Source organism: Psychrobacter cibarius, assembly GCA_030686115.1.
Classification (GTDB): domain Bacteria; phylum Pseudomonadota; class Gammaproteobacteria; order Pseudomonadales; family Moraxellaceae; genus Psychrobacter; species Psychrobacter cibarius_C.
The window spans coordinates 2,171,346-2,194,767 of sequence record CP131612.1 but is presented as its reverse complement, the minus strand read 5'-3'; the positions used below and the strand labels follow the sequence as shown (position 1 = coordinate 2,194,767).

The following is a 23,422-nucleotide window of genomic DNA, read 5'->3' as shown; positions in this document are numbered from 1 at the left end:
GAAAATACCATGGCTAGAAATGAACATTTTAAGTCGCTACAAGGCTCGCTGATGATTGCGCGTATTGTAGATGGCAAACGTACCACAATCCGCGAACTTGGCAACCAAACGTCGGTTGAGCTAAGCGTATCTACTGAAAGCACGACCATCAAAGAAACTAAAACTGGCAAACGTGCAGACGCTAAAATCCTAACCACTGGTCGCACGGTTGAGCTATCAGCAACGACTAACGAGCTTGTACCGGCAGACGTAGCACTGGCATTTGGTGCTGAGCTAATCAGCAAAGGCTCACATGCTGTTGTTGATGAGGTGATCGCTACCGCATTGGCTGGTGAGTCGGTTAAGCTGAACGGCGTTAATATCTCACTGTTAACTATTACCGATAGTACAGGCACACCTGGCACGCTTGTCGAAGGCACTAACTACACACTAGATGCGGATTATGGTGTAATTACTTTCAAAGAATTAGGATCGTTTACGGGTCCATTTAAAGCCAGTTATACCGAGGGCGATATCACGGTATCTGAATTTTTCTCAATGCCTGATAATGCTGAATACTATGTGTTCTTTAGAGGTGTTGATTCATTCGGCGGTGATCCTATGTCGTTTGAGTTATATCGTTACAGCCCGAAAACTGATAACTCGATGCAATTTATCAACGAAGAAGTTGGTGAACTTACATTTGGTGGTACGGCGCTTATTGTGCAAGACCAAGTACAATCAGATGGTAGCTTGCTAGATGGCTATGGCCGCATTATCAACATCGTTAAAAACCCTACACCTTAAGGATAACTCATGGACACCAAGCTCACTAATACCATCACAGGCGCTATTATTGAGCTTGATGACGAGTTATACCCTAGCGACGAGCATGAGTGGTCGTCGCTGGCATCAAGCACCAAGTACGCATTAGACGGTACTATGATTGTCGAGCAGTCTATTAGAAAGGCTGGCAGACCCTACACGATGCAAGCGCCTAGTGATATGGGTTTCCTCACACGTAGTACGGTCAATGCGCTCAAAGCAGAGCGTGACAAGTTGGGCGCTACCTTTTGGCTTGATTATCGAGCCGATGGCACAGTTAAGCGCGTAAAAGTCATGTTTGACACGACAGGCGAGGCTATCAACGCCAAACCGCTTAAAGATTTTATCAGCCCATCACTGGACGACCTATTTTCTGTAACGCTTAAGTTTTTAGAGATACCGAGCGTGTGAGGTGGTATAATTGGTTATAATTTACAAGGAGTTATAGCCATGAGTGATAACAAAATTCAAATAACCACCAACGATCAGAAACGTCCAGAGTGGCTAGATGACGATGACAAAAAGCTGCTAGGCGATATTGATATGACTCTCAATGCAACATGCGATAAAGATTGGATTTATCATGCAAACGGTGAAATATGGGGTAGGTGTATCATAAGGCCGCTAACAGAAAGTAGTAATAGTATTTAATAAAAACCTAATTAGCAAAACCACAGCCCACCCTAACAAGGTGGGTTTTTTAATGCCCAAAATTTGACGGATGATGACATGGCGATTACTCAAAACGATTTAGAAATACTAAAAAGCGAGGTCATGGCAGATACGCCTGATGGCGGCGGATTGCCTACAGGTATTGACGTCATCGATGGCGTGTCTAACAATCTATTCCCTGATGTGTCAGACATTGACGCACTAGAGGGTCGTGTGCGCTTGCGTAAAGTATTCCCGTCCGTCTTAACGCCTAGCACTGACTTACTACAAGCGTCACGTGTGTTGATTACAGAGATACCTAGCAACCCTAACGCTTCGGTGTTTATGTTTGCTGCCACAAGTTTTGCTGATAGACGTACTGATGCTGTGGAATACATGCAAAGCTATACTACAGCTGATATTAATATCCCTATGCGCTACTTGGGCAAGCAGTACAAAGGAGTGAGAAGTATTGAGTTTATTGCAAACAATATTATCGCCATTCAAAATCTTGCGATAGGTGATGTTTTGCTGTTGACGCAGCCAGACGGCATGGCAGAGGGTAAGCAGCAATACGTGAAAATCACAAGCGTTGTTAAAGAGCCTTATGATGACACACAGTATGAGTCGGGGATGAATCAAAAACTAACAATAGGATTCGACCAATATTTAAAATTTGATTTTGGGCAGATAGAAACAGCGACGCCCGGTGTGATATTCGCAACAAGTAGACCTCCTGATTTGCGATTTTACAGCGCTTCAAGACTTGCAGCGTCGGCGGTTACTGGTGAAACGTCTATCTCGCTAACATCAAGCAACGTTAGGATTGCACCGTCAGGCATATCTTTATCTAGCGAAAAGGTTGGCGTAGATTTATTTCGATTGCCAGACGACGGTTTGATTGAGTTTGTTGTAGCAGGCGACTTAGTAACAATTACTGAATTAAAATCGATGCAGCTACCAACCAACGCGCCAAACGACACGTTTGATTTGGGTTTTGAGCGTCTATCCGATGTAAATGTGGTTGATGCCAATGATGCAAGGGTTAGCTTTGATTATCTTGATATTGATTTAGACGCGGGCACATTGCAGCTAAACGGCATGTTTGATATGTCAGGTTATACAGCGCCATTGACTGCTAAATATCGCATCATGGACTTAGGTAAAGTGGCATCAATTAGCGATCAAACAGTCAATCTACTAAACCCTATTACCCACAACTATACAGATGCAGCAGTATTTAGCACCATGTTGCTTATGGGTGATATGCAAGCACGAGCGTTTAACGTCTTTAGCCAAAAGTCGTGGACAAAAGAATTTAGCGATCAGTTGATTGGCGATAGGGCTGAGGCTCAATTACAGATAGCTAATAACCCTATTGTTGTGACTAATCGTGATGCGATTGAAGAACGATGGGCGCTAGTGTTTACGAGCGCTACCGCATTTCGTATCGTTGGTGAAACAGTGGGTGAGATTGGCACTGGCTCAACAACAACACTGACAGCACCTATTAACCCCATGACTGGCTATCCGTATTTTACGATACCAGTAGCAGCATGGAGCACGGGTTGGTCAGCAGCTAACGTGGTGCGACTCAATACCGAAGCAGCAAAGAATCCCGTATGGTTCGGCAGCGCTATCCAACAACATCAGATAGACAGCTTAAATACTTACGACTTCACTATTGGCTATCATGCCAACATTGACCGTGTGCGAGGTGCAGCATGATATTAAGTGCTGATGCAAAAAATGCAGCCCTACAAGGGATTGCTGATAGATTAAATGCCGGTACTAATTCGGTGTTGTCGCTCTATGTAGGGGCAACACTTGCCGCTGAGTTTGCGCTACTCAATCCAGCTCAAGAGTCGATTACCAATGCGGTCATGACGTTTAAAGTGCCGCCTAAAGTCTTAGCTGTCACATCGGGCGTACCCACGGCGGCTAAAATATTTGCAGCTGATGGCACGCTAGAGGCGACGCTTGATGTGGCAACCGAGCTATCGCTTGACAAGCCACAAGTATATCAAGGCGGCTATGTGACATTAACGGCGCTAACAATGGGCGTGTGATATGGCAACGATAAACGGTAGAGCAAAGCGATTTGACGGCACAGCGATTGATTACGTGTCTATATTCTATTGGAAAACAGGCAAGTGTATTGCTCAGATGATACCAGATGGTGCTGGCAATTGGTCGTTTGAGTACGATGCAAATATGATAGTTGGCATTACTTACGTTGCTGATGGGTGCGAGCCGATTACACACGGACCATATGAGTTCGTACTAAATAAATAAGGACAATTATGAGTTTTTTAAATCCAGTAAATGAACCAGTGCTACGCTTTAAAAGTACCGATGCAGGTGCTCCGCAGATTAACTATAACGCGCGCGTGGCAGGTGACGTAAAGGCTGTGCTAAAGGCGTGCTTGGTTACAGGCTACGGCGCTGTAACGAGTGCTGGATGGTCAATCGTCAATGAGGTTGGCAGTGTTGCTGAGTTTGTAAGTCCTAGCGCAGCTATGAGCGACTATCGCTTGAAAATTAGCGACAGCTCTACTGGCACCACCACATGGAGTTACTTTTATCAAGGAACCGCTACAAGCTTTCCAAAGGGAGCTGTGTCCAAAAGCTTCTCCAGTATGGATAAAGCATCTTCAGAAAATGGTTGGCAACTACTTGTTACTCAGTTAGGTGTATTGTTTGTTGAGATTTTAGTCAACCCTTACAACAACAAGCGCATGGCAAGGGTGACAAACTGGGGGCAAATCAAATCTGCCGCAGCTAGTGATACTGGCGCTAACATTGGGTTTTGGCATGCAGGGGTTTCGGGTTCAGCAAACTTTACTAACGATTTTTACGGGTACGCCGCTGAGACTTATTATAATGTTGGCGGCGTAAAAACTACAACGCTATCATCTGCAAATATCGTTGCGCTAACCAAGACAAACGAATCATACGGATTAATAAACGTTGATTTAACGAGCGACCTATATCTATATTCAGGCGCTACGCTTATCGGACAACAAGTCGGCTTGTTAGTCGGCACGGTAGCACAAGAGGTTGATTTGTTTGGTGTGTATGATGACACTTTGGCTGGTCGCCCAGTGCTAAAGCTGTGTCTAGGGCGCGATGACTCACGTAAAGATTATTTAGTTAAGTATTGCAGCGTCATGTATTTACATCTCGACTATTGGGGGTATTGATATGCAGGTAATTGCAAAGGTCTATACATCGCTATCGCTTGCGCATAGCGGTTATATTGCAGGTAGCGGCGATGGAATCGTGACAGTGGCTGGCAAACCTGCATCTCGTAAAATATGGCTGCTCAACGCACAAACAATGGCAGTTGAGCAAGTCATTACTTCGCTTAAAAACGGTCATTATATGTTTTTGGGTCTTAATGCTGCTAGCAGGTATTTAGTGATAGTGCGAGATTATAAAAAAGAGTTTGAGCCGTTTGCGTGGGACGAAGTACCACCTGCTAATGATTTAACCATCATTGAGCAGCAAGCTCTTAGGGCAACTTGGCAGTAACTTAAATTGAGGTGTTAAATGTCTAATCAGTTACGCCTCTTACTTGAGCGCTACCTATTAGCACAACCAAAAGCCAACAAGCTATCGTTATCGATTGATCGAAATATTGGTGACATAACGTGCTACAAGTATGTTTTAGCTAATGCATTACCGTTACGTATGGAGCGATTAAGCACCGACCAACCAAGTGCTAATGCGCTCACTTTATCGATGGTTCAGCCGCTAGGTACGATAGCCCCACCGATTTACTTTATATCGAGCAGCTTGCCGCTCCCCTTGTCTTTAGAGGCGAGCGAGCAACCAGCATCAATCGAATTACCGCTAGGGATGACGCGCAGACTTGGCACAGTTGTTGGTGTGCCAGTTACACCGCCTGATGTTAGTGATGATGTGACGATTGCTATCACTGCCATAGCTAATATAACGCCTACAGCGTCAGCTACATTGACAGTTGATGAATCTGAGAACGATGTAAACGTTAGCATTGTTGCTTATGGAAATCTAAACCCGACAGCAAGCGCTGCTATCAGTTATGATTCAAACGTAGAGAGGTCATCTTTTTTTGAGATAGGCATCAAGTTTGAGCAGTCAAAAACAACTGGTATTAGTAAGCAGTCAGGATTTGATTGCACTGCAAGACTTAGTGACAGCGTAACAAGCAAAGCTGAGCAATCAAAACTCGTGGGCGACACGGTACAATCAGGTTTTGATAATAATGATCAGCTGCATATCAATCTTAAGTCAAAGACTGAGCAATCAAGATTAATTGGTCTGGGCCAAGCGCAGGGTTTTGAGTCTCAAAAGCTCATAGGTAAAAGTAAGGCTATTGACACCGAGCAATCTGCGTTGGTTGGTCAAAGCAAGTGGTATAGTTTTGAGTCCATGGCTAGGCGTCAAATTGCCAGAGCGATACACACCGAGACCGCAAAGCTAATAGTAGATAGCAATAGGATTGTCTTTGAAAGTAGCACGATCCTAAGTCTGCAAGAAGAAGTGCTAACCGAGTTTGCAAGGCTGCCATTCTCAAAACTGCGCTACGTACCGCCTAATTTATCACAGACAGTCATACTCAAAGAGCAAATAATTGAAGGTTGGGAGTGTGGGTCAGGTGCATTACGCCACTATGTTTACAATGACGAATTAGCATTACCAATGACAAGACGCATTGCTGATAGGGGTGCGTCTAGTAGTTTAGCCATGCCGTTATCCATGCCACGTGGCACATTGTTAATGTCAGCTACTGATGCTGATGCCATGGACACGTATTTATGTAAGCGCAAAACATTGGCAGTCAATCCGACGCTTGATGTTGTGATGTGCAAGCCCAAAGTGTTTGGTCAATCATCGGGCATGGCGGTAAACGCAAATACTACGTTTGACGCAATCGCATGGCTCAGTCTGCTCATTGGCGAAAAAGGCGAGGCATATAACAAAGGAGTTATATTTGTGACAAACAGTGTCTCATTAACGCGCTCCGATGATGGGCGTGAGATTAAGTTGCTAGGCTTTAGCGTTGGCATTGATAGTAATAGCTATACATGGTCATTTAGTGCCACTGTGCCGCTGTCAGAGCTATCTAAAGTCAATACGGCATATGAGCAACAGATAGGCGTGGAATTTACTTGTAACGGCAATCTGTGGCGATTCATCTTAGATGGTTGTGATGACAGCGCGTCATTCGGTGAAAGCTCATTGACCATCAAAGGTAAGTCACGCGCAATGCTGTTGGCACATCCGTATTACAAGCATCGTGGCTTTAAGTACGACACGCCCATGACAGCTAGGCAGATTGCAGATGAAGAATTAAACCGCTTTGGTGTGCCGTCAGGCTTTACACTTGACTGGCAATTAGCAGGTGTAAACGGTTGGGATGTGCCAGCCAATACTTACAGCTATACAGGTCGAACGCCGATCAATAGCTTGCAATGGATAGCGGAGGCGGCAGGTGGGTTTATCAACGCTCATATGAGCGAAGATATTATTCATGTGCTGGCTAATTATCCGATACCATCATGGGAGTGGGCAGCGCAAGAGCCTAGCATTAGCTTGCCAATATCGCTTATCACCAGTCGTAGCCGCGGTCGTATCAATAAGCCTAGCTACAATGGTGTGACGGTATATGGCGAGCGTGAGGGCAGCATAGGCGCGTTGGTTAAGCGCACAGGTACTAGCGGAGGTTATCAGCCATCAATGGTCACTAGCGACCTAATAACCGAGCAAGCAGCCGCAATTAGCCGAGGTATATCGATATTGAGTGACACTGGTGATATTGGTAACATCGGTATATCAATGCCATTGCATCAAGATATCGGTGTGTTAAAACCATCGACCTTGATTGAGGTCAACGATGGTGAGCAATGGGTTGGTATGGTCAGGGGTACGACTATCACAGGTCGTTTATCCAGCAATAGAGCGTTAGAGATTGACCAGTCCATCGAGGTTGAGCGTCATTTTGATAAGGGGTAGATTATGGCTAGTGGCAATTTATGGGCGCTATTTAAAGGCGTGACCGAGCAGGGCGCTAAGCAATTAGCAACCGTCACTGCTCGTACTGGCTCAAACTATACCGTCACCATGCAAGGTGGCGGTACTACGGTCGTACAATCAAGTGGTGCTTACGAGCTACAATCAAAAGTCTTTATTCGTGATGGGCAGATTGTAAGCGATGCGCCCGACCTGCCCTATGTGGAGATTGATGTTTAATTAAAGGTATTGAGTATCGCGCTATCTCTTAGTGCTAGGTCGTCACGATTGATGGCATCAATTAAAGCGAGCTTTGCTTGATTGTATTCACTGTACGCGTCACGAACATCGCCATGCTTGACCTCGTTATCAAACGAGGCTTGCAGACGGTTTATAATCTCATTGGTAGTCGAGCGATCATTAATGGTTGCCGCTTCCTCAAGTTGGTCTTTTAGTGATTGAGGTAAGCGAAAATTTACCTGTGCTATCTGCTTTGACATTGTTATTCCTTATGTGCTTTATTGATGTTGCATGACTAGGGTTTGTGTTATATACTATACTTGCTTTAACGATAAAGCACAATATCAGCAAGACAATAAAAAGCCCCATAACATTACTTTCGACGGAATTGTTATGAGGCTGCTAACCCTAGTCTAAAGGAATTAACATGAGTAGTTTAACAGCTATAGAACCAAAAATCACTATTCTTGACCAAGATGTAAATATGGTCGATGGTCTTTATTCGCTTAATGATATGCACAGAATAGGCGGAGGTGAGAAAAGACACCAGCCGTCACTATTTTTAAGAAATAGAGAAGTGATTGATTTGGCAGATGAAATAATCCACTCTACGAATATGCAGAGTGACCAAGTATTAAGGCGTATCAATGGCGGTGAAAATCGCGGTACTTACGCTTGCAAGGAAATAGTTTATCGCTACGCCATGTGGATAAGCGCCAAGTTTGCACTTGTGGTTATTCGCACATTCGATGAAGTGATGACCAAGCGACTAGCAAACGAGCAGCTTAATAACCTATGCTATGATTTGTCGCTAGTCACTCAGAGCCTAACACACGCAGGTCGCTATCTGTCAGTAGGCGGCAATCAGATTAAACCTGCGTTAGAAAAGCAAATTGACTTACTGATGAATGAGATACAGCCGCAACTTACTGGCTTTAATGATGCAAAACTAATTAATTAAACATTACAGCTCAGGTGAGTGTAATGTGAGTTGCACTCATGGGCTAGGGGATTGAAATGGAACGCAAAGATATTATTATTGACGCATTAACAGCGCAAATTGAAACCATGAAAGAGGATAGCGAGTATCGAATCGCTGACCTAGAAACCACGCTAGAGAGCGCTAATAAAATGCTTGATATAGTGCTTTATTATTTCGCTCACATTAATAAAAATGCGTTTGCTGAGCTAGAGGCAGATATAGACAAAAAAGAAATCTCAGTTAATGGTTACATTCTTAGCCAAGCTAAAGCCATGATTAATTACAGAGTTACAGAAGAATTAGGCATCAACCTTGAAGATATAGCGAACCAAAACAACAAAGGCGGTGAGCTATGAGAAAAATAAGCGTAAGCCATGTAGAAAAAGGTTCTTATGGTGACGGATCTGATAAAGAGTATATTAAATCGCTTAATCACAAGCGGTTGGTTGTGCCTATATCTCATGCACTTTTTGACCATATTAAAAACACACTAAATGACTATATTTACATAGTTAGGTTTACTGGCACAGTCTGGCGAAAGACAAAGCGAAAAGACTATTATGAATATTATGATGAAGATAACCATGAGTGGCTTGTTGATAGCAATATGGATGATAGTTACCTCGAATACATGGACTGGGGCGAAACCCTAAATAGATTTGTAAAGTAACAACCCTTTTGTCAGCTAGGCAGCGCAGCCGAAACCACGTTACGCTAACGTGTGCTGACAATCCTATTAGCGATTACAAGGCGAGTAATGACATGAATATAAAAATGATGGCTGCGATATTATCGGTCACACTATTGCTATCAGGTTGTTCAGACCCGAAAAATGTTAAATTACCGCAAAACGTAAATGAATTTAAAGACTTCCAAGTTGAAATTGAAAAGTTAGAGGGTGAAGATAAGCGCCTGATTAATGATTTTATGGGCGATAACTTTTTAGCCATGTCTATTGGTAATGTACCGTCAGGCATGACAGTTGGTGACGCTATCGCCATGCAAAAACAGCAAGAGGATAAAGCAAAGGCAAAAGCGGCAGCCAAGCAGGGCGCAGTAAAAGCCATGAATGACGTTATTAATGTCGAGTATGTGCATTATGATAAATCTGATGCAGCAGGTTATTCTGTTTATCAATTTACAGTCGAGATGACCAACAAACAAGCTAAGCCAGTTATCGGCGTTAAGGGTAGATTGATATTTAAAGATTTGTTTGGTGAGGACGTTGGTAATATCGGCGTTGAGTCTCAAACATCTTTAGATAAAGACCAACCTAAGTATGTAGAGATAAGATCAATGCCGCTTGCCACTCAAGGCGATAGTTTCAAAGATGGAAATTACAAACCTGAAGATGTGCGTTTTGAACCAGAGGTTATCGTTTTTGCTGACAAAACAACATTGTCACTATAAAGGATTGATAAGATGATAGATACAAACTACGTTACACTTGAGCAATTCCCAAAAGCCCACAAAGAATGGGGCGATAAAGGTTTTGAGCGTATCAACAAATTATTGGATGATGCCGTACATTTGATTAGCGTACTATCAAAGCGTGACGACTTGGATTATGCGGGATTATCTGAGGTTAAAAGCCAAGATAATAAGCCGGTCGTATTTATAAATTTTGATAATTTAGATCGTTACTACGTTGACGAAAAAGACGTCAAAGACTTTAAATTACCCAAGTTAATTAAGTCAGGATTATAACTGCCACCAACCAAAACCAAGCCCTCTTAATCGAGGGTTTTTTATTGCCCAAAATAAGAGACGACTATGGCTGACCTTGATTATCTCATTAACTTTAATTCGAACACCGCTGGAATTGACAAATCTAAATTTGCTATCAATAAGTTGGCTGGTGCAATGGCTGCGCTCGGCGTGGGCTTTGGCGCTAGTGAGCTTGCAAGCGTGGCTGACGAGTTTAGTAATATTGCTGCATTTGTCAATATTGCCGTTGGTGAGACTGGTGACTTTGAACAAGCAATGACAGGTGTGAAGGATGTTGCACTTGCGACCAATACCAACTTAACAGCCACCACTCAGTTGTTCTATAAAATCAACGAAGCTGGTAAGCAGATGGGTCTTACACAGCAAGATAGTTTAGAGCTTACTGAAACCATCAACAAGGCTATGCAGCTGGGCGGTGGAGCAGCTGCATCGAACGAAGCGGCAATCATTCAGTTGACGCAGGCATTGCAATCCGGCGTATTACGTGGCGAAGAATTTAACTCCATCATGGAGCAAGCACCTGGCATCAGTAAAGCATTAGCAGCGTCATTGGGCGTAACCACTGGCGACCTTAGAGCCATGGCGAACGAGGGCAAGCTATCAGCCCAAACGGTCATATCAGCACTACAAGAGCAGTCGACGGTTATTGCAAGCGAGTTTGACAAACTACCTATAACAGTCGATAAAGCACTACAAAACATCCGCACTCAATGGACGGTGCTAATTGGTGAGTTTAACCAAGAAAGCGGAGCGACAAGCAAAGTCGTCGAGTGGCTTGGTGTTCTTGAAGACAATATGTCAGTGCTGGAAACCGTCCTAGCTGATGTTGGCGAAGGTATCTCATGGGTGGGCGACCAGATAAGCGGTATCGACACTGGCACCATCGTAGCAATGAAACAGGCGTTTGAGTCAGCTTATGAAGCGCTCAAGTCTATGGCCACAGCAGCTGGCGAAGGTCTTTTGCTTGTTGGCGATACCTTAGAATTTACATTAGGCATGCTGTTTGATTTTGAAAGCGGCTTAACCGATGTGGAATCTAAAACAGCGGGCTTTACCAAAGCGATTCAATTTCTAAATGTTGCACTAGGTTTTATCAGCGACGGTTTTGTAGGTATCACTGTCGCGTCAAAACTAATCACTGGCGCATTTTATGAGATGGCGGCATCATTTCAGCAGCTAAAATCTAACTTTGTTACAGGCTCATGGAAAGACGAAGCTATAGCAAATATGAATGCTATGCAGGTCAAAGCACAGGAGATGTATGACAGTGCAAGCGAAGCAGCGCTTAATTTTAAATCTAAAGGTATTGAAGCGCTTGAGGATATAAAGAAAACAGAGGCGCAGGTAAATGCTGAAACACTAGCAGACTTACAGGCAAATTTCGCAGAGAAGGCTCAAGCTTATCAAGATTTTACTAGCTTTGAGACCAACTATGCAGCCGAAATGATCGCGCTTGAGCAAAAAATTAATGAGGCTCGAAGTAATGGTGACAGTGCTCGTATCGCTGAATACATCACCCAACTTGACATAGTTACAGAAAAAGAGAAGGAATCGGCGGAAGCAAAACTCTCTTTTGAAAAGTCAAAAACAGAGGCAGCGCAAGAATACGCGCAACAAGCCATTAATTCCAATAAAGGTGTTTTGGATAGCGCAACTAAAATTGAGTTAGCCACTCAAAACTATATTGCGACGGTTGACGAGGCTGGCAAAGTAACCGTCACGGCTTTTGGTGGAATTGAGAGTGCTGCCAATGAGGCTGGATTATCGATAAAAGACGTTGCACTAAATGCCGCTAAAGGCTTGGGCATTGATGTAACAGAGGCGCTCAATCAGGTATCAAGCGGTTTTGATCGTAACGCTGAGGCAGTTAGGCGGGTCGCTGATGGCTATGGCGAGCTTAAGCGCGATGGTCTGGACGCCAGTGGCTTGTTGTATGCCAGTCTTGAAAAGCTACTTGCAGGTGCAAAAAGTCAGGCTGAAATTGACGAAGTTAGAAAGCTATATGTGCATTTTGGTAAAGACGGCAAGATATCTACTGAGCAAGTCGAGCGCGGTATTGACGCAATTAACGGCAAGCTCGAAAAGACACCCGAGTTACTGGACGAAACAGCGAGAGCGTTTAAAGAGCTGGGTATCATCAGTCAAGCCGAAGCAGACAAGCAAGCCAAAGCCGCCATTGCCAACTACGAGTTAGTTAAAAAAAGCGGTCAAGCGAATGCCGGACAGTTAAGTGAAGCGCTAGACGGTATTTACAGTAAGATTAAGACTAGCGGCGATAGTACGCTTGAGACTTGGTATAACAATCAAACAGCGTCGCTAGGGTTTAGCAACTCGCTAAAAGAGGTTGAGCGATCGGCAACTAGAGCCACGACAGCTATCAAAGAAAACACCGCTGCCAGAAAAGAGCAATCAACCGCCACATGGAACGCTAAATTTGCAACTGATGAAGCGACTAAGAGCGAAAGCGCAAGCCTTGCATTTACGCAGCGGAATACGCAAGTCATTAAAGACAAGATTAGCGCCTTAAATGCACTAAGCGGCACAGCAGACACGACTGATGAGTCATACGAAAAACTCATGAAAAGCATGGGTTTTTACGAGGGCTACAAATGGCTAAGCCTAGCAGACTATGCTCGTGACATGGAGCGAGTCCAAGCTGCCGTTGATAAGCAAGCTGAGAGCTATTCCGAGAAAAACAACAAGAAACATCGTGGCAGCAGTGAAAACCCTACTACCAACGCAACTCCAAGTACCAGTCAGTACGCGCCTACCAGCACCACAAGCGCACCGGCAAAAACAATAGTGGTGGAGCTAAGGTCAAATACTGGCACAGTCAATGCAACAATACCAGAATCACAAGAGGCAATGCTTGATGCGTTCGTTAAGCAGCTGCAAGAAAGCAAGGCATTAGCAGGTCAATAACCACTCATTGAGTGGTTTTTTATTATCTAAAATTTGAGGACGGCGTATGCTCGACAAAGACCCAACAACCTATAGCCTATTGACATATATATGGGTATTTTTACTAGCAGTGACGGGCGGACTGGTCGCATTTATCAGACGACTAAATCTATCACGAAAACCGCTGCCACTAACGGAGGTGTTTGTGCGATTACTTGGTGAGCTGATTATCAGTGGCTTTGCAGGTGTTCTAACATTTTATCTATGTGAGTATTGGGAGTTTGACCAATTGCTTACGGCAGTGCTGGTTGCTATCAGCGGTCATTTAGGCGGCGGTGCTATTGATAGAATCGCCAAGGTATGGGGTGCGCTAATTGAGAAAACACCCTAACAATCAGTATTAAATACCGCTCCTTTTTAGGGGCTTTTTTTGGAGCTAAAAATGGCTAATTTTGAGAGTTTATTTAATAGGCTGATGGAACATGAGGGCGGTTATGTCAATCATCCAAGTGACCCTGGCGGTGAAACGATGTGGGGAGTAACTAAGCGTGTTGCTCGTGCTTATGGTTATAATGGCTCGATGCGTAATTTGCCAAAAGCCACAGCTCAAGCGATTGCCGATAAAAACTATTGGCAGGTTGTCAGAGGTGAGGATTTGCCAGATGATGTCGCTTGGCAAGTTTTTGATGCAGCTTACAATCACGGCAACCGTCAGGCTATCAAGTTTCTACAGCGAGCAGTAGGCATTACCGGTAAAGACGTGGACGGTATCATCGGCAATCAGACGCTAAACGCAGTCAAGTGTATGGATTCAGACCGCATTGTTATGCTATTCATTGCTGAACGCTTAGAGTTTTTTACCAATCTTGGCACATGGGCGACGTTTGGTAAAGGTTGGTCACGTCGTATCGTCGGTAACTTGCGATGGGCAGCTAAAGATAATTAGCCGCATTTAGCTACGTTTAGCTGCTATAATAGCTATGTTGGCTTGGTCGCCGGGACTGTGTGAAAACTCGAGTAAAGTAGCGCAGAAAAAACTAACAAAGCCCATTCGTTAATTCGGATGGGCTTTATTTTTTTGCCTGAAATTTGGTACCCTCATTCATGACGGTACCAAATTATAACTAACGAGGATTAATCGATGGTTGGTCTAAAGTCGTCTAAGTTGGTCTAAATGCTTGCACCATATTTACACCATGAGATATTGTCGAGACCGTTAAAGCTATGCCAGATATGAGTTTAAAAACCTTGGTAGATACTATCAATCATGGGTGCAACGGAAAGACGTTTGTTGGTCATATCAACCATGGTTTTGAGCCTTAATATTTTAATATTGGTGTCTTAAATAAATGAACAAGGTGCAATGTATGAGACATACGATTGCACCTTAATTTTTTAATTTCAATCGTTATGCAGATAATAGGCAGCTACCTACTAGCTAAATAATGTGGTCGATTTTTTTGAATTCAGGCAAATTATAAAAATAAATACCCATTATTATGCCGATAAAACCGATAAATGCAATGTAGAGCGCTGGTGAGAAACTCACATACAGAGTGGCATAACCCAGTCCAAAAGGCACAAGCACTCCAACAATACCGTAGGCGATATTATAACAAAAAGCCATTCCTGTTAGTCGTACATTGGTCGGAAATAACTGTACAAGGATGGCAGGTATCATCCCAACGATGCCAGCACAAAAGCCTAAAAGCGCATACATAATGAGGATGTAGTCACCGCTGGCTTGCAGATGGTAAAAAAAGGCAAACATCTGAGCGATCAAAAGAATAGAGCCAACCGTCAGAATCTTACCGAAGTTTTGATGGTTGGATATTATCCCATAAAAAATACAACCAAAAACCATGAACACAATACCCAGACTGTGTGAGAATCCAAATAAATCGCTGTCTAAGGTAAAACGTAATTCAATCAAATCGGGTAGCAATAGCACAACAACGGTCGTGATGCTAGAAACAATAAGCGTGAGAACCATGCCGATAAATAGCGAGTGTTTACAATGCTTAAAGAGTAAATTGAAGGGTTTGGCAACATAATCGCTTGGTTTTGAGTTTTTCATTTCCAGAAAAAAGGGTGACTCATCTATCCATCGCCACGCCAATAATGGTAATAAACTCAGAATAGCCGCGATGAAAAATGGCAAGCGCCAGCCGTAATTAGCCAATTGCTCAGTCGTCATAGAATTGGTTAACCAAAGAAAAAAGGCATTAGAAAACAGCACGCCTACATAAAAACTGGCGGTGACATAGCTACAAGATACTGACGAATATTGGCGTGGTACATGCTCTGCCACAAAAACCCAAGCGAGTGGCACATAAAGACCAAATGCCATGCCTTGTATCAGCCTCAAGACTATAAATAAGGTTGGTGCAATCAGCCCCCACTGTCCATAGGTCGGTAAGCATGCCATCGCCAACAAGCTGACCGCCGTCACTAATATACTGATCAATAGTATGGGTTTTCGGCCTTTGATATCACCATAACGACCAAAGATGATACCGCCAAGTGGGCGTGCCAAATAGCCAATTGCAAATAGACCAAGCCCTTGCACCTTCGTAATAGCTGGGTCGATATTAGCAGGGAAAAAAGCGGTCGCCATGATATCTGCTAGATATAAATAAATCAAAAAATCAAAAAACGCGACTGCGCTGCTAAAGCAGATAAACAGTACGGTGTTTCTGTCTTTAGAAGACATCATTGCATATTGAGAACGAGAAGGCATAATAGGTCGCGCATCCACATATAATAGTATTCGTTAAGCCGATTATTATCTGGATAACCGGCTATAATAAAAAACGACAAATCAATATGAAAAATAATGATTTGCCGAAAAAATAAAGACGTTTGAGCTAAAAGTTTTTGGGCAACAAGCCTCGGAGTTAAAAGCACTTGAATGAATAGTGCTTAAATGAAAAGTACTCAAATTAAAAAGTACTCAAATTAAAAAGTATTCAAACTAAAAAAAATTGGGCAAAAGAATCACTCGATAACGCTGTTATTATGTAAATATGACTAGGTTTTAAAGTGCTTTTGATGGTGGCAGCTATAGCAACCAATCAATAGGTAGCCATGACATGATAGTCAGCCAGACATGATCGCTGATATCGACGCGTGGCTCTGAATCATAAACCACTTTTTTATCGTCTTCCATAGTATGCCACTGTAGCTTACCATTATCTGATAGTTTGACTTCATAAGCCTGGTTTAGCAGGTCATCGCTCAGCGCACCATGCAATTGTTTTGCCAGCTCATCATCATTGATGATCACACCCATCTCTGTATTGATATTGGCAGAGCGAGGGTCGACATTATAGGAGCCAATGAACACTTGATAGTCATCAACGGCAAACGTTTTTGCATGTAAACTGGTTGAGGATTGACTACGAGCTTTCCAAAGCTTGTTTTCGCGTTTTTCTTCAGAGGCGGTGGATTTTAGCTCGTATATTTTGACACCGGCGCGCAGCAAATTAGGTCGCCATTGACTATAGCCAGAATGCACAGCAGTCACGTCGGTCGCATCAAATGAATTGGTCAAAATCTTAATCTCGATACCAGCTTCAGCCAATTGCACTAAAGTATTGACACCATCTTTGGTGGGTACAAAGTAAGAGGAAATGATGGTTAGCTTTTTGGTTGGACTGCCTAATAAGGTACGCAATTGATGCACCAAATTGGTATCCGCTGGTACTGTTTTGCTTAGTTTGCCCACATCATCACTCAAAAACTGCATGTCTGTCCAGCGAAAAGGCACGCGTTTATTGACCAAGTCACTATCTATCGTTGACTCTTCTAGCGCTTCTTTATACACCGTCAAATGATTGTCGCTACCTTTTTCATCCTGACCGAGCTTGTCCAGTGCCGCTAGGAAATCAGGCGCTGTATTGTTATCAGGCTTCACTAAAGTTTCGATGTCAAATGACAAAGGCGACGACCAATAGCTTGAAAAACTGTTGTCAATATCTGCGACGACTTTACCGATGAGTAAAACATCCAAATCCGCAAATTGACTATTTTGGTCATTGCTTAAATATTCATTGCCAATATTACGTCCCCCAATGATGGTAATCTGCTTATCAAAAGTCATGCTTTTATTATGCATGCGGCGATTGATACGTGGCAGACCTGTGACGTAGTTTAATGTTTGAAACTTACGATGCATCAGCGGATTGATGATTCGTACCGCGATATTCGGATGACTGGAAAAACGTAATAAATGCTGATCGAAAGTGGCATCATTATTAAAATCATCTAATAGTAAGCGTACAATGATGCCGCGTTCAGCCGCTTCCCACAGATCTTTCAATAGTAGCTGACCAGCTTGGTCATTATGCCAAATATAATACTGCGCATCGATATTACGTGTGGACATGTCCGTTAATATGCTGCGAGAAGCAAAAGCATTGGCACCAGTTACAATGGGGTGATAGCCAGATAAATCTGGGTGAATATCATTCTGCTCGCTAATCGATGCTACCAAATCAACGTCATTGGTTGCTACTGTGTCACTTTGTCCAGTTTCTTGATTGTCTTCTTGTTGATATAAATCATGTACTCGTGCTGATAATGCTTGGCTCTCAGGTAAGTGTGGCTGTTTTGGCAAAACCTGACATCCACTAAGACCTAAGGTTAGTCCGAGTGTTAGACTCAACGATAAGTTGCTTGGTTCTATACTGAACATCGACATAAATGAATTACCTTAGTGTGCCTTACATAAAGAAGTATTTGTTAAAAAGTAAGCGAGAGAGCACGTCCTTATTTTTAGCCCATTAAAAAGACTATCAATTGAATGAAGGACATGCGCTAGTGCATCGTTTATTTTACCGATGATAGCACTGATTACGAAGCGTATAACAATATCGCCCAAGGCAAAAATTAAATCGCCGCTAAGCTTATCAGCTGTCGTCATCTATGCCTATTATAAATACGTTATTTTTGTTAGATTCAGCGACTTATTCAGTCATTATTTACTTATCGTCTCTCTTTCATCTGTTGTTGAGAAAGAGATAGATGTGTATTCAAAAATAATATTTAGCCATCGCTTGAAACCAGCTGTGTGGAATAAGTTGACATGATATGATAACGCTGATGCATTCGGTCGATAATCAGAAGAATAAGCAGTCATTTTATATCAATGAAAATACCAATCAAAGCAACGGAATATTTATGAGTCAGTCGCAAGCCCATGATGATAAAAATGTAGATAAATTAGATCCAAACTGGCGCAGTGACGCGCTCAATTTAGCTCTCGATTATGGTATGCAAACCATTGCTGTACGGGCAGGGCAACATCGTACCGATGAGGGTGAGCACTCAGAGGCTATTTTTACCACCAGCTCATACGTTTATACCTCAGCGGCAGATGCCGCGGCACATTTTAATGGAGACAAGACGGGCAACGTGTACTCACGCCATACCAATCCGAGTGTGCGTACCTTCGAGCGTCGTTTGGCAGCGCTTGAAAACGGTGAGCGCGCAGTGGCGACAGCCTCTGGCATGGGGGCGATTTTGACTATGTGCTTGGCATATCTGAAAGCGGGCGATCATTTGCTTGCTGCCAATCAATTATTTGGCTCATCGATTGGTCTATTTAATAATTATATGGCAAAGTTCGGTGTGGAAGTCAGCTACGTTGATTGCTTCGATAATGAGGCGTGGGCAAACGCCGTTCAACCAAATACCAAAGTCATTTATTGCGAAAGCCCTAGCAATCCATTGGCACAGATTTGTGATATCGGCTTTTTAAGCCAGCTGTGTAAAGCTAATGATATCCTACTCGTTGTGGATAATTGCTTTGCTACCCCAGCTTTGCAGCGTCCGCTTGATTTGGGTGCCGATGTGGTGATTCATTCTGCAACTAAGTATCTAGACGGTCAGGGTCGAGTACTCGGCGGCGCATTGGTCGGCAGTGATAAGCTCATGCAAGAGGCGTTTACCGTGGTACGCTCGGGCGGTATCAGTATGAGTCCATTTAACGCATGGGTATTTACCAAAGGGTTAGAGACGCTGAAACTGCGTATGCAAGCGCATTGTCAAAATGCCAATCAAGTGGCAGAGTTTTTGGTTAATCATCCCAATGTTAGTGCCGTACATTTCTCAGGTTTGAGTGATCATCCCGCTCATGAGCTTGCGACGCGTCAACATCATATGACAGATGGCTATGGTGCTATCATGGGTTTTGAAGTAAAGGCTTCTGACAGCACTGATTCAAATAGTCGTGATTCGAAATCTGCCGCTTGGCATGTCATTGATTCCACCCAAATGGTTTCTATCACCAATAACTTGGGCGATGCCAAAACGACGATTACCCATCCTGCAACAACGACCCATTTTCGTTTGAGTGCAAAAGAGCGCGCAGAAGCGGGCGTAAAAGATGGTCTTATTCGTTTGTCAGTAGGCTTAGAAGATGTAGAAGATATCATCAAAGATTTGGCGCGTGGTTTAGACAGTTTGTAAAGATAACGGTATAATCGCGGTTAGCACTTTATATTAGGGCGTGTCCTTATTTCAAAAATGGTGATAAAAATGAGATAAATTGCCGTCAAACGAGGAAAATAGCGCAGATAATATCGGGATATTAACCAGCTATTTAACGATGTTTGGCAAAATTTAGCCATTTTTAGCCCGTTTAGATATGATCAATTGAATTGAGGACACGCCCTAGTAAAATATCAATCATTTATGATTAAAAAACAAAAGAGGCAACTATGAATATTCAAGCATTAATGCAACAAGCACAAACGATGCAAAAGAAAGTCGAAGCAAACGTTGAAAATGCTAAGAAAGAGCTTGCGAATAAAGAAGTACAAGCTGAAGCGGGCAGTGGTCTGGTAAAAGTCACCATGACGGGTCGCCATGTGGTTAAGCGTTTAACCATCGATCCAAGCTTGCTAGAAGATGAGCCAGATATGATCGAAGATCTTATCGCTGCTGCTATCAATGACGCCGTTCGTCAAGCAGATGCGCTATACGAAGAAACCATGGCTGGCGCGACCTCAGGCATGGGTCTACCACCTGGTATGCAAGGTATGTTCTAAGTCGTTATTTTTTAAGCCAAACACGACATATTAAAGATAAAATGGGGTTGTTATCGACATGATACGACCCCATTTTCATAGCTACGGTTTATAAATTAAGTTAAATAAAGGAAGATGCTTTGCTGACAGCCAAATTTGATCAGCTGGTTAAACAGCTGCGTATTTTGCCGGGTGTGGGTCAAAAAAGTGCCCAACGTATGGCACTGCATTTGCTTACCAAAAAACGCCCACAAGGCATCGCACTCGCCCAAGCACTTGATGAGGCGATGCGCGATATCGTCGAATGCCAGCGTTGTCACAGCTTCAGTGATGATCACATCTGTCCGCTGTGCCAAGATCCGCGCCGTGATGATGCCTTGCTATGTGTGGTCGAAACGGCAGCAGACGTGATGGCTATCGAACAAACCGCAGGCTACCGTGGCCGCTACTTTGTGTTAGGTGGTCATTTATCACCGATTGATGGCATTAGCGCTGATGATTTGAATATTGAACAACTGGTCTGGCGGGTCAAGCAAGAGCCTGTTGAAGAGTTGATATTGGCGACTGGTACGACTGTCGAAGGGCAGACCACCGCGCACTTTATCAGTGCAGCGGTTAGTCGTCATGTTAATAAGGTCACACGTTTGGCACAAGGTGTACCAATGGGCGGCGAGCTTGAATATCTTGATAGCATGACCCTTGGACAAGCGATACAAAATCGTTCATTTTTATAGCACACTGACATTTTTTCTATAACTTCTTTATAAAAACCAAGTCTTGTCCATTTTATTTCATGAAATTGTTATAATTGATTCACTAGTATCTTGTTATCTACTTTTATTGAGACGCCCTTTAGCGTTTTATTTTTTCCTATTTATGCAGGTATCTGCCCGTGTCCAACCATGCTCCAACAGCTTCAACTGCTGCCATCCAATCAAACCTTGCAGACAACATTACCATTGCTGCTTCTGATGATTTATTAGAACCATCAATCAATTCTAAAATAGAGTCAGCAGATATACCTTCAGAGCCAGATATTGAGGCGCTGCTAGATAGTGCCGACGAAGCTGCTGTCACGTGGGTGCGTGAGCAAAATGGTTTGGCTGAAGTTATCGATGCATTGGCAACTTGCGGTCGGGTAGCGTTAGATACCGAATTTATCAAACGTGATACTTATTATCCGCGCTTGGCATTGGTGCAACTAAATACTGGCAATCATATTTATTTATTAGATGCCCCTCAGTTGCAACTGACCGAATTGTGGCAGGCACTGGCCAAAGTTGATGTGGCGATTTGGCATGCCTGTGGTGAGGATTTAGGGATTTTTTATCTACTCTCTGGTTGTCCGCCATTGACCAATATATTTGATACGCAAATTGCGTTGTCTTACTTAACGGGTCAATTGCAAATGGGCTATCAGCAAGCGCTTGACGACCAGCTAGACATGCACATTGATAAAGAACAAAGCCAGTCGGACTGGCTGCAACGTCCGCTCTCAGATGAGCAAGAGCAGTATGCGATTGATGACGTACGCTTTTTGCCAGCACTCTATTTGAGTCTTGAATATGCGCTAAAAAAGCAAGGTTTGTACGATTATGTATGGGCAGATTGCCAGCTTTATGCCAGTGATTTGTATGATGCTCAGCATGTTGAAGACAGCGCAATGTACCTAACAATGGCAGATTATCGTTATACTTCACAGCAGATGGCGATACTGCAGGCGGTTGCGACGTGGCGCGAGGAGCTGGCGCGTTCGACCAATCAGCCACGTACGTTTGTGATTAAAAAACAAGCAGTACGTGAGATCATCACTGAAAGACCAAGTAATATGCGAGAGCTTGCGCACAAAACCACGATGCATCGCAGTATGTTACGCTTATACGGCGAAGAGCTGCTAAAAGTGATAAATCAAGCAAAAAACCTGCACCCTGCTGAATTTCCTGATTGCCTATTACCGCCGTATCGCTCAAAAAATAAAGTACTGTCAAAAGCAGTGCAGCAAGCGATTGATGAGCATGCACGTACTATCGGCGTTCCTGCTAGTGTATTGATGCGTAAAAAATGGCTAGGGCAGTTATATGAAGTCATTGCCTTTGATAAGGAATTAAGTGAATTGCCAGAGGGCTTAAAAGGTTGGCGGAATGACTGGGTCATGAATACCCTGATTCCAGTCATCAAAAAACATAAAACTGAGTTGCAGCAGGGTATGGGGATCAATGTTCGATAAGCCATAAGATTCTATCATTGATAAAAGATGATGCTTTTCTCAAGACGTAAGCTTGTTATGCTCGAATTGTCCATGTTGTAAAAAGTATTTGGTTTGCGCGGCCACGGTTTTATCGACCAGCATCCCAGTATGCGACACTGGTAATACGATATGATCCGTGGCTGCTTCTATTTTGGTTTCTGCTACATATACGGTGCCATCATGTAGCAGATGTTCTACTGATGGCATATTATCTGCTCGACGCAATTTTCGATTATGATACTGTAAAAACAGCTGACCCAAACCGTAGGGGCGATTACCCGCAATCACACCTAAGGTAATATGCTCCGGTAAGGGTGCGACCGTTCCATCTAGCGCATCGATGTAGGAGCGCCCCACCACAGCTGGGGTCAAGCGCCAAATGTAGTCAGCACATACACTGCCTACATGCGGTGTTCCAAGCGTTACGCAGCGTCCGATTTGCCACTGCGGATATGCAGTGACAAAATCACGAATAATCAGACCGCCCAAACTATGACCAACCAAATCTATCGGTTGGTCAGGGTGATGATGGTTTTCTAGCCAGTTATTTAGGCGGGCACTATTGGTTTGAATACCGTCACGCATACTACGATAGCCAAATTGATGAGTGTCAAATCCTGCTGCTTGCAAGCGTTTGGCCAGTGGTCGCATGATCCAAGCGGTTTGGTGCAGACCATGGATGAGAATGACAAGATTGTTTTTCTGCATAGTTAATTCTAACCAAGTAAATAATGTGAATAGATTGATAGCCATTTTATTATAGCGTTAAATATTAGCCGCAAAATAAACCTCCAAGTCAGCAGCTGATTTGGAGGTTTATTTTTATATTAACTGTACATA

General features: G+C 43.4%; 26 protein-coding genes. 22 read left to right on the top strand and 4 right to left on the bottom strand.

Annotated features, from left to right (window positions below; genetic code table 11):
* Positions 1–9 precede the first annotated feature (9 nt).
* The 10 genes from Q6344_09130 to Q6344_09085 all read left to right on the top strand — a co-directional run bounded on the left by Q6344_09130 (position 10) and on the right by Q6344_09085 (position 7,692).
* Positions 10–786 (top strand): hypothetical protein, encoded by a 777-nt coding sequence (locus tag Q6344_09130; protein ID WLG12769.1) that lies wholly within the window; start codon positions 10–12, stop codon positions 784–786.
* 9 nt (positions 787–795) lie between these two features.
* Positions 796–1,215 (top strand): hypothetical protein, encoded by a 420-nt coding sequence (locus Q6344_09125; protein WLG12768.1) that lies wholly within the window; start codon positions 796–798, stop codon positions 1,213–1,215.
* A 39-nt stretch (positions 1,216–1,254) separates the two neighbouring features.
* A complete protein-coding gene (locus Q6344_09120) occupies positions 1,255–1,455 on the top strand; it encodes a hypothetical protein (protein WLG12767.1) in 201 nt (66 codons plus the stop codon).
* Positions 1,456–1,533: 78 nt separating this feature from the next.
* A complete protein-coding gene (locus tag Q6344_09115) occupies positions 1,534–3,183 on the top strand; it encodes a hypothetical protein (GenBank protein ID WLG12766.1) in 1,650 nt (549 codons plus the stop codon).
* On the top strand, positions 3,180–3,524 hold the full coding sequence (locus tag Q6344_09110) for a hypothetical protein (protein ID WLG12765.1): 345 nt from the start codon (positions 3,180–3,182) through the stop codon (positions 3,522–3,524). The genes Q6344_09115 and Q6344_09110 overlap by 4 nt, the downstream gene beginning before the upstream one ends.
* 1 nt (position 3,525) lies before the next feature.
* Positions 3,526–3,750: a hypothetical protein gene (locus Q6344_09105; GenBank protein WLG12764.1), complete on the top strand. Its 225-nt coding sequence runs from the start codon at positions 3,526–3,528 to the stop codon at positions 3,748–3,750.
* Positions 3,751–3,758: 8 nt separating this feature from the next.
* Positions 3,759–4,658, top strand: coding sequence for a hypothetical protein (locus Q6344_09100; protein ID WLG12763.1), 900 nt, complete (start codon positions 3,759–3,761; stop codon positions 4,656–4,658).
* Between the two features lies 1 nt (position 4,659).
* Positions 4,660–4,989 (top strand): hypothetical protein, encoded by a 330-nt coding sequence (locus tag Q6344_09095; protein WLG12762.1) that lies wholly within the window; start codon positions 4,660–4,662, stop codon positions 4,987–4,989.
* Between the two features lie 18 nt (positions 4,990–5,007).
* On the top strand, positions 5,008–7,455 hold the full coding sequence (locus tag Q6344_09090) for a hypothetical protein (GenBank protein WLG12761.1): 2,448 nt from the start codon (positions 5,008–5,010) through the stop codon (positions 7,453–7,455).
* 3 nt (positions 7,456–7,458) lie between these two features.
* Positions 7,459–7,692, top strand: a complete 234-nt coding sequence (locus Q6344_09085; GenBank protein WLG12760.1) for a hypothetical protein — start codon at positions 7,459–7,461, stop codon at positions 7,690–7,692.
* On the opposite strand, the gene Q6344_09080 is transcribed toward Q6344_09085, so the two are convergent.
* The gene (locus Q6344_09080; protein WLG12759.1) at positions 7,689–7,952 is read right to left on the bottom strand and encodes an Arc family DNA-binding protein; all 264 of its coding nucleotides are present in this window, start codon (positions 7,950–7,952) and stop codon (positions 7,689–7,691) included. The two genes, Q6344_09085 and Q6344_09080, sit on opposite strands and share 4 nt — an antisense overlap.
* A 167-nt stretch (positions 7,953–8,119) precedes the next feature.
* On the opposite strand from Q6344_09080, the gene Q6344_09075 reads away from it, so the two are divergent.
* The 8 genes from Q6344_09075 (at position 8,120) to Q6344_09040 (ending at position 14,249) form a co-directional block, all read left to right on the top strand.
* Complete coding sequence (locus Q6344_09075; protein WLG12758.1) at positions 8,120–8,653, top strand: KilA-N domain-containing protein; 534 nt, start codon at positions 8,120–8,122, stop codon at positions 8,651–8,653.
* Positions 8,654–8,709: 56 nt separating this feature from the next.
* Complete coding sequence (locus Q6344_09070) at positions 8,710–9,030, top strand: hypothetical protein (GenBank protein ID WLG12757.1); 321 nt, start codon at positions 8,710–8,712, stop codon at positions 9,028–9,030.
* The gene (locus Q6344_09065) at positions 9,027–9,344 is read left to right on the top strand and encodes a hypothetical protein (protein WLG12756.1); all 318 of its coding nucleotides are present in this window, start codon (positions 9,027–9,029) and stop codon (positions 9,342–9,344) included. The genes Q6344_09070 and Q6344_09065 overlap by 4 nt, the downstream gene beginning before the upstream one ends.
* Positions 9,345–9,436: 92 nt before the next feature.
* The gene (locus Q6344_09060) at positions 9,437–10,084 is read left to right on the top strand and encodes a hypothetical protein (protein WLG12755.1); all 648 of its coding nucleotides are present in this window, start codon (positions 9,437–9,439) and stop codon (positions 10,082–10,084) included.
* Between the two features lie 12 nt (positions 10,085–10,096).
* The gene (locus Q6344_09055) at positions 10,097–10,381 is read left to right on the top strand and encodes a hypothetical protein (GenBank protein ID WLG12754.1); all 285 of its coding nucleotides are present in this window, start codon (positions 10,097–10,099) and stop codon (positions 10,379–10,381) included.
* A 66-nt stretch (positions 10,382–10,447) separates the two neighbouring features.
* Positions 10,448–13,324 (top strand): tape measure protein, encoded by a 2,877-nt coding sequence (locus tag Q6344_09050; GenBank protein ID WLG12753.1) that lies wholly within the window; start codon positions 10,448–10,450, stop codon positions 13,322–13,324.
* A gap of 46 nt (positions 13,325–13,370) precedes the next feature.
* Complete coding sequence (locus Q6344_09045; GenBank protein WLG12752.1) at positions 13,371–13,694, top strand: phage holin family protein; 324 nt, start codon at positions 13,371–13,373, stop codon at positions 13,692–13,694.
* 51 nt (positions 13,695–13,745) lie between these two features.
* Positions 13,746–14,249 (top strand): glycosyl hydrolase 108 family protein, encoded by a 504-nt coding sequence (locus Q6344_09040; protein WLG12751.1) that lies wholly within the window; start codon positions 13,746–13,748, stop codon positions 14,247–14,249.
* A 492-nt stretch (positions 14,250–14,741) separates the two neighbouring features.
* On the opposite strand, the gene Q6344_09035 is transcribed toward Q6344_09040, so the two are convergent.
* Complete coding sequence (locus Q6344_09035) at positions 14,742–16,043, bottom strand: MFS transporter (protein ID WLG12750.1); 1,302 nt, start codon at positions 16,041–16,043, stop codon at positions 14,742–14,744.
* 321 nt (positions 16,044–16,364) lie between these two features.
* Positions 16,365–18,005 carry a phospholipase D family protein gene (locus Q6344_09030; protein WLG12749.1) on the bottom strand — a complete coding sequence of 547 codons (1,641 nt, stop codon included), beginning with the start codon at positions 18,003–18,005 and terminating at the stop codon, positions 16,365–16,367.
* 479 nt (positions 18,006–18,484) lie between these two features.
* Here Q6344_09030 and Q6344_09025 point away from each other — a divergent pair, with 479 nt between their 5' ends.
* From Q6344_09025 to Q6344_09010, 4 genes are all read left to right on the top strand, one after another.
* Positions 18,485–19,774, top strand: a complete 1,290-nt coding sequence (locus tag Q6344_09025; protein ID WLG15189.1) for an O-succinylhomoserine sulfhydrylase — start codon at positions 18,485–18,487, stop codon at positions 19,772–19,774.
* Positions 19,775–20,025: 251 nt separating this feature from the next.
* Positions 20,026–20,355, top strand: a complete 330-nt coding sequence (locus Q6344_09020) for a YbaB/EbfC family nucleoid-associated protein (GenBank protein ID WLG12748.1) — start codon at positions 20,026–20,028, stop codon at positions 20,353–20,355.
* Positions 20,356–20,474: 119 nt separating this feature from the next.
* Positions 20,475–21,068 carry a recombination mediator RecR gene (gene recR / locus Q6344_09015; GenBank protein ID WLG12747.1) on the top strand — a complete coding sequence of 198 codons (594 nt, stop codon included), beginning with the start codon at positions 20,475–20,477 and terminating at the stop codon, positions 21,066–21,068.
* Positions 21,069–21,226: 158 nt separating this feature from the next.
* Positions 21,227–22,561 carry an HRDC domain-containing protein gene (locus tag Q6344_09010; protein WLG12746.1) on the top strand — a complete coding sequence of 445 codons (1,335 nt, stop codon included), beginning with the start codon at positions 21,227–21,229 and terminating at the stop codon, positions 22,559–22,561.
* Positions 22,562–22,600: 39 nt separating this feature from the next.
* Here Q6344_09010 and Q6344_09005 read toward each other — a convergent pair whose 3' ends face one another.
* Positions 22,601–23,290, bottom strand: coding sequence for an alpha/beta fold hydrolase (locus Q6344_09005; protein WLG12745.1), 690 nt, complete (start codon positions 23,288–23,290; stop codon positions 22,601–22,603).
* Positions 23,291–23,422 lie beyond the last annotated feature (132 nt).